Below are 12,448 nucleotides of genomic sequence, written 5' to 3' on the forward strand. Positions count from 1 at the left end.
GTATTTTCCCATCGGGTCTTCCCCGTTCTTTATATGAGCGGCAGGCATCCTCATAAAAGAAGGGATACCGATAAGGGAAAATACCCCGGCATAAAAAATATACTGATTAATCAATACGAATCCAACAAACAGTTCATCGTATTCTTTTCTGTTGGCGTATAAAAAATACTGATATATGCCTTCACTTTCATAGGGCGACGCTTTATGTGCCGTCCTGTGTGTTGAAACGTCGGTTTTCCTTACCGCCTGCCCCGCTTTTCCCTGATTGCTGCCAACTGCCGTCCGAACCTGAACCGTCAGGTTTCAGACGGCATTTTTTCTGCCTGTTCCCACAATTTCCGTTTTTGTGCGGCGGTCAGTTTTTTGACGGCGATTTCCTGTTTGAGCGCAGTGCCTTTATCCATCCCGCCTGCAACGATACGCATCGCCACCGGTTTGAATACGCGGGTATATTTCGCGCCTTTGCCGGAAGCGTGGGCGGCAAGCCGCTGTTGCGGATTCGGGCTGATACCGCAATAGAACGCGCTGTTTTCACACAATATCAGGTAAACGCTCCAGTTTGACGCGTTCATCTGCCTGCATCCTGAGTTTTCTCCCCGTTCCAAGGCGCAACTTTCAGCAGCAGCAGCATACCCGGCAGGGCAAGTACGAAACACAGCCGGAAAAACGGCACATAACCCATCCATTCGATCAGATAGCCTGCAAAGGAATTGATGACCGTACGCGGCACGGCGGACAGGCTGGTAAACAGCGCAAGCTGCGTTGCGGTAAATGCGGGATTGGTTTCACGCGCCATATACGATACGAACGCCGCCGTCCCCAAACCCACGCCGACTGCCTCTGCGCCGATAACTGCCGCCAGCATCAGCCTCTCGCTCGTACCGACTGTGTCGAAATGTCCGAACCCTGCCAACCATACAAACCCCAAAACGGTTACAGCCTGCACCGCGCCGAATATCCACAAGGCTTTGTTTACGCCGATTTTCAGCATCCACACGCCGCCCAAGATACCTGCCGCCACTGCCGGCCACAGTCCTGCATTTTTCGCAATCAAACCGATGTCGGTCTTGCTGAAACCCATATCCAGATAAAACGGCGTTGCCAACGAGGTTGCCATACTGTCGCCGAGTTTGTAAAGGAAGATAAACAGCAGCACGCATACCGCCGAAGCGATGCCTTTGCGCGTAAAAAATTCTTTAAACGGCTCTACCACGGTCTGCTTCAACGTTTTAGGAACGGAAGGCGGCAACACGGGTTCGCGAGCGAGAAACAGCGTCATCAGAAGGCCGGGCAGCATAAACAGCGAAGTGATGACAAACACCTCCGGCCACGGCATCCTGTCTGCCAACACCAAACTCAATGAACCGGGAATCAGGGCGGCAACCCGATAGGCGTTCACGTGAACCGAGTTGCCCAAACCCAATTCTTCGTCCGACAAAATCTCGCGCCTGAACGCATCCAACACAATATCCTGACTGGCGGCAAAAAACGCGACAAGCACCGACAAGCCGGCAATCAGCGGCAGATGATTACGGGGGTTTAAAAAGGCATATGCCGCCAAAGCCGCCAGCAACCCTGCCTGCGTCAGCAGCATCCACCCGCGCCGCCGACCCAAAACGGGCAGCCTGACCGCGTCCATCAGCGGCGACCACAAAAATTTCCAAGTAAACGGCAGACCGATTAACGCCATCAGCCCGATGCTCTTCAAATCCACCTGCTCGCTGCGCAACCACGCCGGAATCAGGTTAATCAGAAAATACAGCGGCAGCCCCGAGGCAAACCCCGTAAAAATACAGACGAGCATATTGCGGGAAAAGATTTGCCCGATAAAACCTGATTTCGATGCAGTCATCGTTCGTGTAGCCAAAAAACAAAAGCCTATTGTAGCAAATATCGCCCGCCTGCTGAAAAACGCCGCGCCGCCGTTTTGCCGTTCCAATGCAAAATGCCGTCTGAAACTGTGTTCAGACGGCATTGCTTTTCTGAAAACCCGACGTGCTTACAGGCTGTAATACATTTCAAATTCCAGCGGATGCGGCGCCATACGGATGCGGCGGACATCTTCCTCTTTAAAGGCGATGTAGCTGTCGATCCAGTCTTTGCTGAACACGCCGCCGCGCAGCAGGAATTCGTGGTCGGCTTTGAGGGCGGCGAGTGCTTCTTCCAAAGAAGCGCAAACGGTCGGCACCAATGCATCTTCTTCCGGCGGCAGGTCGTACAGGTTTTTATCGGCAGGGTCGCCCGGATGGATTTTGTTTTGAATACCGTCCAAACCGGCCATCAGCAGGGCGGCAAATGCCAAATACGGGTTGGCGGTCGGATCGGGGAAACGCGCTTCGATGCGGCGCGCCTTGCTGCTGTTCACAGACGGAATGCGGATGGAAGCGGAACGGTTTTTGGCGGAATAAGCCAGTTTGGTCGGCGCTTCAAAGTGCGGCACAAGGCGTTTGTAGGAGTTGGTGGACGGATTGGTAATCGCGTTCAGGGCTTTGGCGTGTTTGATGATGCCGCCGATGTAGTAGAGCGCGGTGTCGCTCAGACCGGCATAGCCGTCGCCTGCAAACAGGTTTTGACCGTCTTTCCAGATGGATTGGTGGACGTGCATACCGCTGCCGTTGTCGCCCATAATCGGTTTGGGCATAAAGGTGGCGGTTTTGCCGAAGTTGTGGGCAACGTTTTGGATGACGTATTTCATATCTTGGGTTTGGTCGGCGCGTTTGACCAAAGTAGCAAAGCGCGTGCCGATTTCCATTTGGCTGCCGGTGCCGACTTCGCTGTGGTGCACTTCCACTTCAATACCGAGTTCTTCCAAAATGTTCACCATCGCCGAACGCAAATCCTGACCGCAGTCAATCGGCGCAACAGGCGCGTAACCGCCTTTGACGGCGGGGCGGTGGCCGGTATTTTGACCGTCCATATGCAGACCGCTTGCCCACGCGCCGCTTTCGGACGTGATTTCATAACGGGTTTTGTGCATATCGGTTTCAAATTCTACGCCGTCAAAAACGAAGAATTCAGGCTCGGGGCCGAAGTATGCCGTGTCGCCGATACCGGAAGATTTCAAATAGGCTTCGGCTCGGCGGGCGATGGAGCGCGGGTCGCGGTCGTAACCCTGACCGTCGGCGGGATCGATAACGTCGCAGGTAATGACGACGGTAACATCATCATAAAAAGGATCGACAAACGCCGTGGCGGGATCGGGGCGAAGCTGCATATCGGAAGCCTGAATGCCTTTCCAGCCGCCGATGGACGAACCGTCAAACGCCTGTCCGTTTTCGAACCACTCTTCGGGGTCTTCCAACACGATGCGCGCAGGCACGGTAAAGTGGTGCTGCTTGCCTTTGGTATCGGTAAAGCGCAAATCGACAAAGCGGGCTTCGCTTTCTTCAATCAGTTTTACAGCGTCTTTGATGGACATCTTCAGCTCCTGAAAAAGGGAAATGGCAAAATATGCGGAACGCGGCGGCTTGACGCAAAGTCGGCACGATTTTACCACGCCGATGCCGTCTGAAACCGGTTTTGCGTCAAATTTCAAGCCGGAAAATATAGTTTCAGACGGCAAGATTGTCAACAATGCGGACAAGCCGGCGCACCGCATCCGGATTTTTCCCGACCGATACAGGGAACGATGCCGTCTGAAGGCGGTTTCAGACGGCATCGTTTCCATCTGTACGCCGCCGTTATAAAATAGCCTCCTCGTCTTTTGGAACACGACCATGACCGCCCTCCCCCGCTACGCCGTTTTCGGCAACCCCGTCGCCCACAGCAAATCGCCGCAAATCCATCGGCAGTTTGCCCTTCAGGAAGGCGTTGAAATCGAATACGGACGCATTTGCGCCGACATCGGCAGTTTTGCACAGGCGGTTTCGACATTTTTTGGAACAGGCGGTTGCGGGGCAAACGTTACCGTACCGTTCAAGCAGGAAGCGTTTGACTTGGCGGACGAACATTCCGAACGCGCATCGGCGGCAGGCGCGGTCAATACGCTGATTTTGCTGGAGAACGGAAAACTGCGCGGCGACAATACCGACGGTTTGGGCTTGGTCGGCGATATAGTGAAGGTGCAAAACACAGAAGTTGAAGGCAAAAATATCCTATTGCTCGGCGCGGGCGGCGCGGTGCGCGGCGTGATTCCCGTATTGCTGGCGCAAAATCCCGCCCGCATCGTCATCGCCAACCGGACGCGTGCCAAAGCGGAAGAAGTTGCAGCGCGTTTCGGCATCGAAGCCGTCCCGATGGCGGATTTGAACGGCGGTTTCGACATCATCATCAACGGCACGTCCGGCGGTCTGAACGGTCAGATTCCCGATATTCCACCCGATATTTTTCAAAACTGCGCGCTTGCCTACGATATGGTGTACGGCGAAGCGGCAAAACCGTTTTTGGATTTTGCCCGGCAATCGGGCGCGAAACAAACCGCCGACGGACTGGGTATGCTGGTCGGTCAGGCGGCGGCTTCCTATGCCCTCTGGCGCGGTTTCAAACCGGACATCCGCCCCGTCATCGAATATATGAAAGCCCTGTAATATGTTCCGCATCGTCAAATGGCTGATTGCCCTGCCTGTCGGCATCTTTATCTTTTTCAATGCCTATGTGTACGGCAACATCATCACCTACCGCGCTGTCGCGCCGCATCGGACTGCCTTTATGTCGATGCGGATGAAGCAGTTTGAACAAGAAGGGCGCGATGTTCCTCTGGATTACCGCTGGGTGCCCTACAACCGCATTTCAGTCAACCTGAAAAAAGCCCTGATTGCTTCCGAAGATGCCCGTTTCGCCGGACACGGCGGCTTCGATTGGGGCGGCATTCAAAACGCCATCAGGCGCAACCGGAACAGCGGCAAAGTGAAGGCGGGCGGCTCGACCATCAGCCAGCAGCTTGCCAAAAACCTGTTTTTGAACGAAAGCCGCAGCTATATCCGCAAAGGCGAAGAAGCCGCGATTACCGCGATGATGGAAGCCGTTACCGACAAAGACAGGATTTTTGAATTGTATTTAAATTCAATCGAATGGCACTACGGCGTGTTTGGTGCGGAAGCCGCGTCCCGGTATTTTTATCAAATACCCGCCGCCAAGCTGAACAAACAGCAGGCGGCGAAACTGACCGCCCGCGTCCCCGCCCCGCTCTACTACGCCGATCATCCGAAAAGCAAACGGCTGCGCAACAAAACCAATATCGTACTCAAACGCATGGGTTCGGCAGAATTGCCTGAAGACGACACGGACTGAGTGCCGCCGCGATAAGCGATGCCGTCTGAAGCATCGTTCGGACGGCACTGCCTCCCGCCCTGCCCCGCTTCCCAAAACGCAACGGGGCAGACGATTGCCGCTTCCACCCCTTTACATAAGGTTCGGACACAAAACATTCCCGACACGGACAATACGGACAGCTTTCCAAAAACCGGGCAACTTTCCAAAAACGGCAGGCAAAAAAATAACCGCTTCAAAGCGGTTTTTTGGTGGCCAGAGGCGGAATCGAACCGCCGACACACGGATTTTCAATCCGTTGCTCTACCAACTGAGCTATCTGGCCTGTGTCTGTCTCGTTAAGAGATGCGTATTAAACCAAATTACGGGACCGTATGCAAGCATATCCGGCAATATTCTTTGAAAACCGGTTTAAGTCAATGTTTTAAATTTGAATTAATTTTCACCGCGCCGGCAATATCGGGAAATGGCGGCACAGACGCACAATTCGCGCGGACGGTTCGCCATTCTGCCTGACGAATCCCGACGAATCCCGATGAGTCCCGCCCGCCGCAAAATCCGCCGCCCTGCCCGCATATGCCGGACATCCGCCCGGACATCTTTGGCGATAATGCGGCGGCGCAATGTTTCAATATTTGAAATTCTCGCCCAAATAGACGGCGCGGACTTTTTCGTTGCCGACCAAGTCGTCCGGCCTGCCGGATGCCAGCACCGCCCCGTCCGAAATAATGTAGGCGCGGTCGCAGATGCTGAGGGTTTCGCGCACGTTGTGGTCGGTAATCAGTACGCCGATGCCGCGCGATTTGAGGAATCCGATGATTTTCTGGATGTCGATGACGGCGATGGGATCGACGCCGGCAAAAGGTTCGTCCAACAAAATAAAACGCGGCTTCACCGCCAATACGCGGGCAATTTCGACGCGGCGGCGTTCGCCCCCGGACAATGCCGGCGCGGGGCTGCGGCGCAGGTGTCCGATATTGAGGTCGGCAAGCAGTTTTTCGACTTCGCCGTCGATTTGTTTTTTGTCTCTGATGCGGATTTCGAGAATGGCGCGGATGTTTTGTTCGACCGTCATTTTCCGGAAAATCGAGTTTTCCTGCGGCAGGTAGCCGATGCCCAGCCGGGCGCGTTCGTGTATGGGCAGGCGGCGCAATTCCCGCCCGTCCAGCATCACGCTGCCCGCGTCGGCGGCGATAAGCCCGACTATCATATAAAAGCCGGTGGTTTTGCCCGCGCCGTTGGGACCGAGCAGCCCGACGACTTCGCCGCTTTCGATTTCAAGGGAAAAGTTTTTGACGACTTGGCGTTTTTTGAAACTTTTTTGCAGGTTTTGAACAACGAGGCGGCTGGTATTTTCGCTCATAAATCCCCCTTTGGTGTTTCGGCCGGCAAATGCCGTCTGAAGCGTGCTGCCGTTTCAGACGGCATCGGCCGGTTATTCGGACTGCGCGCCGGCCGGCCGGATGACGACGCTGACCCTGCCGGATTTGGCGGCGGATTTCGCGCCGCCGCTGACGGTATAGACTTCGGTTTGCGTGTTGTAGGTAATGACTGCGCCTTCGACGACATCGCCGCCGCGCTGCACTTTGGCATTGCCGGTCAGAACGACGGTGCTGCCGGCGGAGGAATAGGCGATATTGTTTGCCTGTCCGCGCACCGTGCCTTTGCCGCCGTCCAAGGTCTGGCTGAAGCGGACGGGCGAACCTTCCGCCCGCACGGATTCGCCGCCTTTGCCGCCGCGTGTGACGTTGACGCGCGAGGCGGAAATGTTGAGCGTACCCTGCCGGATGACGACGTTGCCGCTGAACGTGGTGCTTTGTTTGGTTTGATCGAGCGAGCCCCGGTCGGCTTCGATTTGGATGGGCTGCCTGCTGTCGCTTTGCAGGGCGAAGGCGGGGGAGGCTGCGGATAATGCGGTTAAAACAAACGCCTTACCTATTTTTTGTATCATAAATCGTGGCTTTCACTTTGGATGGGAAGTTCAACAAACCGGTCCGGCGGTCGTATTCCATACCGTCCGCCCGTCCGTATGACGCGCCGTACCTGAAGCGGACGGGCGCGTCGGTCCTGGCGTATTGCGATTCGGTATCGACGTGCAACTCGTCGGTTTCGACCGTGCCCGGCTGCCTGCCGCCTTCGGGCGTTTGGGCCAATACGACGTTTTTTTGAAACGAAACCTGTTTGTTTCCGGTATGGTAAACCGCCCCGCCGCTGCCGACTTCGTACAGCAGCGCGCCGTTCCGGTAAAATTTCAGGCGGGGGGAGTCAAAATATATGTCGCTGCTTTCGGGATACTGTTTCGCGCCTTTCGCGCCCAAATGTTCTTTCAAATAGCCCTGCGTGTCGAAAGTCCGCCCGTCTATGCCGTCCATCGTGTATTGCGGTTCGTCGGGATTGAGCCTGACTTCCTCGATTTCGACTTCGCTGATGCGCCCCAGCCAGGCCGACAGGCTGCCCAAGGCAACCGCCAATATCAATGGGAACGCGATTCCGTAGCGCCATCTGATTTTCATTTGATGTACCCGTTCAAAGCCGCGCCCAAAGTCCCTTGCGCCTGCATAATCAGGTCGCACACTTCGCGCACCGCGCCTGCGCCGCCCGCGTGTTCCGTGATATAGGCGGCGTGTTGCCGCGTAAACCAATGCGCGCCGGGGACGGCAACCGGCAATCCGCAGCGCACCATTACCGGCAAATCGACCACGTCGTCGCCGACAAAGGCGTACTCGGCTTCTTCCACGCCCGCCTGCGCGCGCAATTCTTCATAGGCGGCACGTTTGTCGCTGATACCTTTGAAATAGTAATTTATGCCCAACTGTTTGACGCGGATGCCGACGGAGGGCGCGTCCCGGCCCGTGATAATCGCAGTCTGCACGCCGCTCTCCTGAAGCATTTTCAGACCGTGTCCGTCCAGTGTGTGAAACGATTTGATTTCTTCGCCGTTATCGCGGATAAAGATGCGCCCGTCGGTCAAAACGCCGTCCACATCCAGAATCAGCAGCTTGATTTTGGCGGCGCGCGCCTGTAATTCGGGAGAAATTGCCTGCATGGGATTTCCTTGTTTTCAGGCGGCACATTTTAGCACAAATGCCGTCTGAAACGGCTGCGCCGCCTTATATAGTGGATTAACAAAAATCAGGACAAGGCGACGAAGCCGCAGACAGTACAAATAGTACGGAACCGATTCACTTGGTGCTTCAGCACCTTAGAGAATCGTTCTCTTTGAGCTAAGGCGAGGCAACGCCGTACTGGTTTTTGTTAATCCACTATACAATCCGCGCCGCCAAAAGGTCGTGCATATTCAACGCACCGATCAGCACGCCGTCGGCATCGGTTACCAAAAGACCGTTGATGTGGTTTGCCTGCATCACTTTCAACGCTTCGGCGGCGAGGCGTTCGGCGGAGATGGTTTTGGGCTGCGTATGCATCATTTCCTCCACTTGAAGGCCGGCAAGGCTGTCGCGCCGTTGGAACAGGCGGCGCAAATCGCCGTCGGTGAACACGCCTTTCAGACGGCCTTGTGCGTCCGTTACCGCCAGCATCCCCAGTCCTTTCTCGCTCATACTGACGATGGCTTCTTTTAAAGGTGTGCCGAGCCGGACGGCAGGCAGGCCGCCGCCTTTGTGCATAATGTCGGCAACGCGCAAAAGCAGGCGTTTGCCGAGGCTGCCGGCAGGATGGCTCAAGGCGAAATCGTCGGGTGTGAACGCGCGTGCGCGCAGCAGGACGACCGCCAACGCATCGCCCAAAGCCATGACGGCGGTGGTGCTGCTGGTCGGGGCAAGCCCCAGCGGGCAGGCTTCTTTGGAAACCGATGCGGTGATGTGGATGTCGGCATAACGCGCCATCGTCGAACCGGGGCGGGCGGTGATGCAGACAAGCGTGATGTTTTTGCGTTTGAGCGCGGGAATGATGGCGGCGATTTCGTCGCTTTCGCCGGAATTGGAAATGGCGACGACGACATCGTTATCCACAATCATCCCCAAATCGCCGTGTGCCGCTTCCGCAGGATGGACGAAAAACGCAGGCGTGCCGGTCGAGGCCATCGTTGCCGCGATTTTGCGCCCGACGTGTCCCGACTTGCCCATCCCCGTGATGACGACCCTGCCCGTGCAGCGCAACAGCGCGTCTGCCGCGCGGGCGAAGTTTTCGTCCAAATCCGCCGCAATTTCGCGCAAGCCTTCCGCTTCGGTGTGCAACACTTCGCGCGCCCAGTCGAGATATTTTCCGTTTCCTACCATCGCAATCCGCCTTTGCTGTAATAAAACTACCCAAAATTTCCGAATCGGGGTAGCATAAGCCCTCAAACCCCGCCTATCCATCCAAAGGAATCAGAGATGACCATTTTATCGGACGTTAAAGCATTAGGACAACAAATCTGGCTGGACAACCTTTCCCGCTCGCTCGTGCAAAGCGGCGAATTGGCGCAAATGTTGAAACAAGGCGTGTGCGGCGTAACTTCCAATCCCGCCATCTTCCAAAAAGCCTTCGCCGGCGACGCGCTTTACGCCGACGAGGTCGCCGCCCTCAAGCAGCAAGACCTGACCCCGAAACAACGCTACGAAACAATGGCGGTTGCCGATGTGCGTGCCGCCTGCGGCGTTTGCCTTGCCGAACACGAATCCACCGGCGGCAAAACTGGCTTCGTCAGCCTCGAAGTTTCGCCCGAGCTTGCCAAAGACGCGCAAGGCACGGTTGAAGAAGCGCGCCGCCTCTACGCCGCCATCGGGTGCAAAAACGCGATGATTAAAGTGCCGGCTACCGACGCAGGCATCGATGCGCTCGAAACCCTCGTTTCAGACGGCATCAGCGTGAACCTCACGCTGCTGTTCTCACGCGCCCAAACCCTCAAAGCCTACGCCGCCTACGCGCGCGGCATCGCCAAACGTTTGGCGGCCGGACAAAGCGTTGCCCATGTCCACGTCGTCGCCAGCTTCTTCATCTCCCGCGTGGACGGCGCGCTGGACGCAACACTGCCCGACCGGCTCAAAGGCAAAATCGCCATCGCCCTTGCCAAAGCCGCCTACCAAGACTGGGCGCAATACTTCGGCAGCCCGGAATTTGCCGCGCTGGAAGCCCAAGGCGCAAACCGCGTGCAGCTTTTATGGGCATCCACCGGCGTGAAAAACCCGGCCTATCCCGACACGCTCTACGTTGACAGCCTAATCGGCGCGCACACCGTCAACACCGTTCCCGATGCCACGCTCAAAGCCTTTATCGACCACGGCACAGCCAAAGCCACGCTGACCGAAGGCGCGGAAGAAGCACAAGCGCAGCTTGCCGAAACCGCCGCGCTCGGCATAGATGTCGAAACCTTGGCGGCGCGTTTGCAGGAAGACGGTTTGAAACAATTTGAAGAAGCGTTTGAAAAACTGCTCGCACCGTTGGTTTAAACTTTTCATCCCCGATGCCGTCTGAAAGGCTTTCAGACGGCATCGCCCGTTTGACCGGACACAGTGCGGCATATCAAGGATTCGCCCTAAAAATATTAATCAACAAGAAGTTAATGCACGACATTACCCACCAACACAAAAGGGAATAGAATCATGGCAAAAGCACTCGAAATCATTTCACCCGATGAAATTTATTCAGATCTGATTTTTAAGGATCCGGTATCTCCCCATACTATTGAATATAAAATGATTAACCTAGAATTGAAAGCCATCAATCTTTACGATTGTGCCTTTGAAGATTTCGTTCCCGAAATCAAAGACAATTTTTGTGTGGGAATTGATTTAGACATAGGAACTGATGATAGTGATGCTGCAGATATATTTTCTGTTCGCATATGCTCTCCTAAATGGATTTTGCATAATTGTTTCCAAAATCAAAGAGTTAAATGGGGAGCGGGTATGATGATTATGAATGAATTTAATCATTCTGTTATTAAATCGGAAATTGAGAAAATTCTTAAAGAATGTTCAAAAGAAACTTGGGAAAAGTCATTGACTTATTTACTTCGTTTTTTTTCGTGGGAATTTGAAGATTATCAGTGCTAATTAAATCAAAAACAGCGAAACCAAAACTTTTTCGCTGTTTTATTTTTCCATAAACTTTTCAAAATATACAGAATTGACGAAACTGGTTAGTAGAAATGCAAGTAAGTGAGAGAATTGCAGATAGAGCCTTCGATTTTTTCTCGTCCGGCCTTATGGATGATTCGGCTACCGAAGAGCAATATAATGCCCTATATGATTTAACCTTGCTTGAAGAGCCCGGGATGGAACTGAATAAAGATAAGATAATGGCTTTGATTAATAGTCTTAAATAAAGGGGCTGTACCGGATATGTACACAGGACGTTTCGCCCCCAGCCCGACCGGGCTGCTCCACATCGGCTCGCTGCTGACCGCCGTCGCTTCCTATGCCGATGCACGCTCAAACGGCGGCAAATGGCTGGTCCGCATGGAAGACCTCGATCCGCCGCGCGAAATGCCGGGGGCGGCAAGCCATATCCTGCACACGCTCGAGGCATTCGGATTCGAATGGGACGGAGAAGTCGCCTATCAGAGCCGCCGTTACGCCCTGTATGAAGAAACCCTATGCCGTCTGAAAACCGCCGGACTGGTCTATCCCTGCCATTGCAGCCGCAAAGACTGGCAGGCTGCGGCAGTCCACGGCGCAGACGGATTCGTCTATAACGGACGTTGCCGCAATCCGCAGCAACGCCCTGCACTGCAAGGCAAACAACCGGCGTGGCGCATCCGCGTCCCCGACCGCGTTATCGGTTTTTCAGACGGCATCGTCGGCGGTTACGCCCAAAACCTAGCCGGCGACATCGGCGATTTCGTCCTGCTTCGTGCAGACGGTTACTGGGCATACCAGCTCGCCGTCGTAGCCGACGATGCCGAACAGGGCGTTACCCACATCGTCCGCGGACAAGACCTGCTCGTTTCTACGCCGCGCCAAATCTATTTGCAGCAGTGTTTGGGCGTTCCGACACCGCAATATGCCCACCTGCCGCTCCTGACCAACGCGCAAGGGCAGAAATGGTCGAAACAGACGCTCGCCCCCACATTGGATTTAAACCGCCGCGAACAACTCCTCCGCCAAGTGTTCCGTTACCTCAACCTGCCCGAAGCACCGGAAACCGACCGCCCTGCCGAACTGCTCGACTGGGCGGTGACACACTGGGATATGGACAAAGTGCCGAAACACGCCATTACCACTCCCTAAACACCGCCCGACAAACGCACAAATGCCGTCTGAAACCTTCAGACGGCATTTCACACATACAGCCCCGC

General features: G+C 55.0%; 15 protein-coding genes, 1 tRNA gene and 1 pseudogene. 8 read left to right on the forward strand and 9 right to left on the reverse strand.

Annotated features, from left to right (window positions below):
- Positions 1-296 precede the first annotated feature (296 nt).
- The 3 genes from FGL10_RS06955 to glnA form a co-directional block, all read right to left on the reverse strand.
- Complete coding sequence (locus FGL10_RS06955) at positions 297-572, reverse strand: GIY-YIG nuclease family protein (protein WP_003711175.1); 276 nt, start codon at positions 570-572, stop codon at positions 297-299.
- Entirely contained in the window at positions 569-1,852 is a 1,284-nt protein-coding gene (locus FGL10_RS06960) for an MFS transporter (protein ID WP_036470521.1), read from the reverse strand. The genes FGL10_RS06955 and FGL10_RS06960 overlap by 4 nt, the downstream gene beginning before the upstream one ends.
- Before the next feature lie 147 nt (positions 1,853-1,999).
- Complete coding sequence (gene glnA / locus FGL10_RS06965; protein WP_013448455.1) at positions 2,000-3,418, reverse strand: type I glutamate--ammonia ligase; 1,419 nt, start codon at positions 3,416-3,418, stop codon at positions 2,000-2,002.
- 22 nt (positions 3,419-3,440) lie between these two features.
- Here glnA and FGL10_RS06970 point away from each other — a divergent pair, with 22 nt between their 5' ends.
- From FGL10_RS06970 to mtgA, 3 genes are read left to right on the forward strand one after another with little or no spacing between them, the layout of a single operon-like run.
- Entirely contained in the window at positions 3,441-3,686 is a 246-nt protein-coding gene (locus FGL10_RS06970) for a hypothetical protein (protein WP_003713941.1), read from the forward strand.
- Positions 3,687-3,716: 30 nt separating this feature from the next.
- Positions 3,717-4,526, forward strand: coding sequence for a shikimate dehydrogenase (gene aroE / locus FGL10_RS06975; protein WP_003711177.1), 810 nt, complete (start codon positions 3,717-3,719; stop codon positions 4,524-4,526).
- 1 nt (position 4,527) lies between these two features.
- Entirely contained in the window at positions 4,528-5,229 is a 702-nt protein-coding gene (mtgA, locus tag FGL10_RS06980) for a monofunctional biosynthetic peptidoglycan transglycosylase (protein WP_003711179.1), read from the forward strand.
- A gap of 228 nt (positions 5,230-5,457) precedes the next feature.
- Here the strand turns inward: mtgA and FGL10_RS06985 are convergent.
- The 6 genes from FGL10_RS06985 to FGL10_RS07010 all read right to left on the reverse strand — a co-directional run bounded on the left by FGL10_RS06985 (position 5,458) and on the right by FGL10_RS07010 (position 9,446).
- Positions 5,458-5,533, reverse strand: a tRNA-Phe gene (locus tag FGL10_RS06985).
- Positions 5,534-5,836: 303 nt separating this feature from the next.
- Positions 5,837-6,571 (reverse strand): LPS export ABC transporter ATP-binding protein, encoded by a 735-nt coding sequence (lptB, locus tag FGL10_RS06990; protein WP_003711181.1) that lies wholly within the window; start codon positions 6,569-6,571, stop codon positions 5,837-5,839.
- Positions 6,572-6,643: 72 nt separating this feature from the next.
- Entirely contained in the window at positions 6,644-7,159 is a 516-nt protein-coding gene (gene lptA / locus FGL10_RS06995) for a lipopolysaccharide transport periplasmic protein LptA (protein WP_003713950.1), read from the reverse strand.
- Positions 7,140-7,721: an LPS export ABC transporter periplasmic protein LptC gene (lptC, locus tag FGL10_RS07000; RefSeq protein ID WP_003713951.1), complete on the reverse strand. Its 582-nt coding sequence runs from the start codon at positions 7,719-7,721 to the stop codon at positions 7,140-7,142. The genes lptA and lptC overlap by 20 nt, the downstream gene beginning before the upstream one ends.
- On the reverse strand, positions 7,718-8,254 hold the full coding sequence (locus tag FGL10_RS07005) for a KdsC family phosphatase (RefSeq protein ID WP_003711183.1): 537 nt from the start codon (positions 8,252-8,254) through the stop codon (positions 7,718-7,720). Before FGL10_RS07005 ends, lptC begins: the two co-directional genes overlap by 4 nt.
- Before the next feature lie 217 nt (positions 8,255-8,471).
- Entirely contained in the window at positions 8,472-9,446 is a 975-nt protein-coding gene (locus tag FGL10_RS07010) for a KpsF/GutQ family sugar-phosphate isomerase (protein ID WP_036470551.1), read from the reverse strand.
- A 96-nt stretch (positions 9,447-9,542) separates the two neighbouring features.
- On the opposite strand from FGL10_RS07010, the gene tal reads away from it, so the two are divergent.
- The 5 genes and pseudogenes from tal (at position 9,543) to gluQRS (ending at position 12,380) form a co-directional block, all read left to right on the forward strand.
- Complete coding sequence (gene tal / locus FGL10_RS07015) at positions 9,543-10,598, forward strand: transaldolase (RefSeq protein ID WP_003711216.1); 1,056 nt, start codon at positions 9,543-9,545, stop codon at positions 10,596-10,598.
- A gap of 14 nt (positions 10,599-10,612) precedes the next feature.
- Positions 10,613-10,747: a hypothetical protein gene (locus FGL10_RS12800; RefSeq protein ID WP_003711215.1), complete on the forward strand. Its 135-nt coding sequence runs from the start codon at positions 10,613-10,615 to the stop codon at positions 10,745-10,747.
- 97 nt (positions 10,748-10,844) lie between these two features.
- A complete protein-coding gene (locus FGL10_RS07020; protein WP_002221979.1) occupies positions 10,845-11,204 on the forward strand; it encodes an immunity 8 family protein in 360 nt (119 codons plus the stop codon).
- A gap of 64 nt (positions 11,205-11,268) precedes the next feature.
- A pseudogene (locus FGL10_RS07025) lies at positions 11,269-11,476 on the forward strand (hypothetical protein); the annotation flags it as partial.
- 16 nt (positions 11,477-11,492) lie between these two features.
- Positions 11,493-12,380, forward strand: coding sequence for a tRNA glutamyl-Q(34) synthetase GluQRS (gluQRS, locus tag FGL10_RS07030; protein ID WP_003711212.1), 888 nt, complete (start codon positions 11,493-11,495; stop codon positions 12,378-12,380).
- Positions 12,381-12,448 lie beyond the last annotated feature (68 nt).

The sequence above is a fragment of the Neisseria lactamica genome (assembly GCF_901482445.1).
Lineage (GTDB): Bacteria > Pseudomonadota > Gammaproteobacteria > Burkholderiales > Neisseriaceae > Neisseria > Neisseria lactamica.

Excerpts from the sequence above, each read along its gene's own strand:
- FGL10_RS06955 (WP_003711175.1), bottom strand. The coding sequence starts at position 572 with ATGAACGCGTCAAACTGGAGCGTTTACCTGATATTGTGTGAAAACAGC.
- FGL10_RS06960 (WP_036470521.1), bottom strand. The coding sequence starts at position 1,852 with ATGACTGCATCGAAATCAGGTTTTATCGGGCAAATCTTTTCCCGCAAT.
- FGL10_RS12800 (WP_003711215.1), top strand. The coding sequence starts at position 10,613 with ATGCCGTCTGAAAGGCTTTCAGACGGCATCGCCCGTTTGACCGGACAC.
- mtgA (WP_003711179.1), top strand. The coding sequence starts at position 4,528 with ATGTTCCGCATCGTCAAATGGCTGATTGCCCTGCCTGTCGGCATCTTT.
- FGL10_RS07020 (WP_002221979.1), top strand. The coding sequence starts at position 10,845 with ATGATTAACCTAGAATTGAAAGCCATCAATCTTTACGATTGTGCCTTT.
- tal (WP_003711216.1), top strand. The coding sequence starts at position 9,543 with ATGACCATTTTATCGGACGTTAAAGCATTAGGACAACAAATCTGGCTG.
- lptB (WP_003711181.1), bottom strand. The coding sequence starts at position 6,571 with ATGAGCGAAAATACCAGCCGCCTCGTTGTTCAAAACCTGCAAAAAAGT.
- gluQRS (WP_003711212.1), top strand. The coding sequence starts at position 11,493 with ATGTACACAGGACGTTTCGCCCCCAGCCCGACCGGGCTGCTCCACATC.
- lptA (WP_003713950.1), bottom strand. The coding sequence starts at position 7,159 with ATGATACAAAAAATAGGTAAGGCGTTTGTTTTAACCGCATTATCCGCA.
- aroE (WP_003711177.1), top strand. The coding sequence starts at position 3,717 with ATGACCGCCCTCCCCCGCTACGCCGTTTTCGGCAACCCCGTCGCCCAC.
- FGL10_RS06970 (WP_003713941.1), top strand. The coding sequence starts at position 3,441 with ATGGCAAAATATGCGGAACGCGGCGGCTTGACGCAAAGTCGGCACGAT.
- FGL10_RS07005 (WP_003711183.1), bottom strand. The coding sequence starts at position 8,254 with ATGCAGGCAATTTCTCCCGAATTACAGGCGCGCGCCGCCAAAATCAAG.
- lptC (WP_003713951.1), bottom strand. The coding sequence starts at position 7,721 with ATGAAAATCAGATGGCGCTACGGAATCGCGTTCCCATTGATATTGGCG.
- glnA (WP_013448455.1), bottom strand. The coding sequence starts at position 3,418 with ATGTCCATCAAAGACGCTGTAAAACTGATTGAAGAAAGCGAAGCCCGC.
- FGL10_RS07010 (WP_036470551.1), bottom strand. The coding sequence starts at position 9,446 with ATGGTAGGAAACGGAAAATATCTCGACTGGGCGCGCGAAGTGTTGCAC.